Origin of the sequence: Clostridium sp. Marseille-P2415, from assembly GCF_900155545.1 — a bacterium.
Lineage (GTDB): Bacteria > Bacillota > Clostridia > Lachnospirales > Lachnospiraceae > Lacrimispora.
The window spans coordinates 3,374,618-3,376,515 of record NZ_LT732526.1 but is presented as its reverse complement, the minus strand read 5'-3'; the positions used below and the strand labels follow the sequence as shown (position 1 = coordinate 3,376,515).

The following is a 1,898-nucleotide window of genomic DNA, read 5'->3' as shown; positions in this document are numbered from 1 at the left end:
AAAAGGGGCTGTCGCACTAGTTGATTAAAATCAGCTGGTGCCCAGCTCTTTTGAGTGCTTTTAGAGTTCATTTTTATTCTGGATTTACGAACAAAGAAAAATAGCAGACAACTACTATACCTCTGATTGTTCAGCGGCTTTTAGTTGTCTGCTATTTAAGGTTTTTTAAATTTATGCGCTTTCTTTAAGGTTAAACAGATGTGTTCCTGTACATTCTCTTTGGATCTTATGGTGCAGCTTATTCACGTTGTGAGCCATTGCAAGAAGAACGCTTTCCGCAAGTACATTGTTTTTCCCTCTGCATAGATAGCGATGGAAATTCATATCTGTTTTCACATCAGCAAATGAACCCTCAGCCTGGATGCTTCTGTTCATTCGAAGCTGACAGCCTTCATCAGAGAGAATACGTTCCAGATCTTCTGCTCGTTTTTGTTGGAACACCTTTGATACTTCAAGCCGTTTTACTCGTTCTTCAAAAGGTATCTTACTGTTGTTTCCTTTGATACATTCCCTTTTGTACGGACAATCATAGCAGTCCTCACAGGTATAGATGTTTTTTCTGATTACATAACCCGTTTTGCTTTTCCCTTGTTTCGTACCTGTTAAAACAAGTTTTTTCCCGGCTTTGCAGGTATAGCAGTCGTTTTCTGTGTTATATTCCATGTTTTCTCTGCGGCTTATATCTGTTTTATATTTTCGCGTCTTGGAAATCTCATAGTTTGCAGGCTTGATGAATGAAACCTGTTCATTTTCTTCAATATATAGGTAATTCTCCTCGCTTTCATATCCAGAGTCCGCTACGATGTTTTTATATTTGAAATTTAAATGTTCTTCCATATCTTTCAGAAATGGGATCAGTGTTGTGGTATCTGTTGGCTGTGGCCCGATCGTAAGCCATGTGATGTATTCCGAATCCACACCATGCTGAAGGTTATAGCCTGGCTTCAGCTGTCCATTCAGCATCGCATCTTCTTTCATTCGCATAAAGGTTGCATCTGGATCCGTTTTTGAATAACTATTACGACTACCGCATTGGTAGATTTTCTTTGTGTATTCTTTCAGCTTATCCAGATAATCTTCTAGTCGCTCAATTGAGCGCTGCAACTGTGTTTTACGTTTTCCGATTCCATGGACGAATTCAATTCCTTCTTCGGCTTTGATCTTATAAAGTTTTTTGCGGAGTTTCTTTACATGACGCAGTTGAACTTGATTATGGTACACAACTTTAATACCGTATTCTTCTTCACATTCTTCTACAAAAGCTGCAAGTTTTTCTAACAGTTTTGCGAGATTTTTAGTCACTGATTTTTTCCAGACAAACGTGTACTTATTCGCACAGGCTTCAATCTTGGTACCGTCAATAAAGATATCCTTTCCGGAGATTTCACCAAGTTCAAACAGCAGGACAGACATTTGAGCTAACATTTTCTTTGAACAGGAAGAAAAATGGAGTGAACGGAATCTGGCAATGGTGGCATGATCCGGAGCTTTGGAATCCTCTAATAAGAACATGAAATTAATGTCACGATGACAGGCTCTTTCAATATCTCTTGCAGAATAGATGCGGTTCATGTAAGCATACAGCATAATCTTCAGCATCTGTCTTGGCGTTGCAGTATTTTTCCGAATTCGGGAATAAGTCGAATATAACTCTGAAATATCCATCTCCTCTACAACCTGACTTAGCAAACGCACAGAATCATTATCTGGGATTATACAATCGATATTTAATGGTAGTTTTAATTGATAAAAATCTTGAACCATAGTATAATCTTTTTGTAGAATTTTATTTAGTAGCATAAATATATTTTACACCAAGAGCCGGGCTTTACAAAGCCCGGCTCTTAAATTTTTGCAAGCAAAGAGGCTGCGCACTAATTACTTAGTGCGACAGCCCC

The 1,898-nt window shown here is 38.4% G+C and carries 1 protein-coding gene; it reads right to left on the bottom strand.

The window, feature by feature from the left end; translation table 11 throughout:
• Positions 1-171 precede the first annotated feature (171 nt).
• Complete coding sequence (locus BQ9856_RS25860) at positions 172-1,800, bottom strand: IS1182 family transposase (protein ID WP_077612647.1); 1,629 nt, start codon at positions 1,798-1,800, stop codon at positions 172-174.
• Between the last annotated feature and the right edge of the window lie 98 nt (positions 1,801-1,898).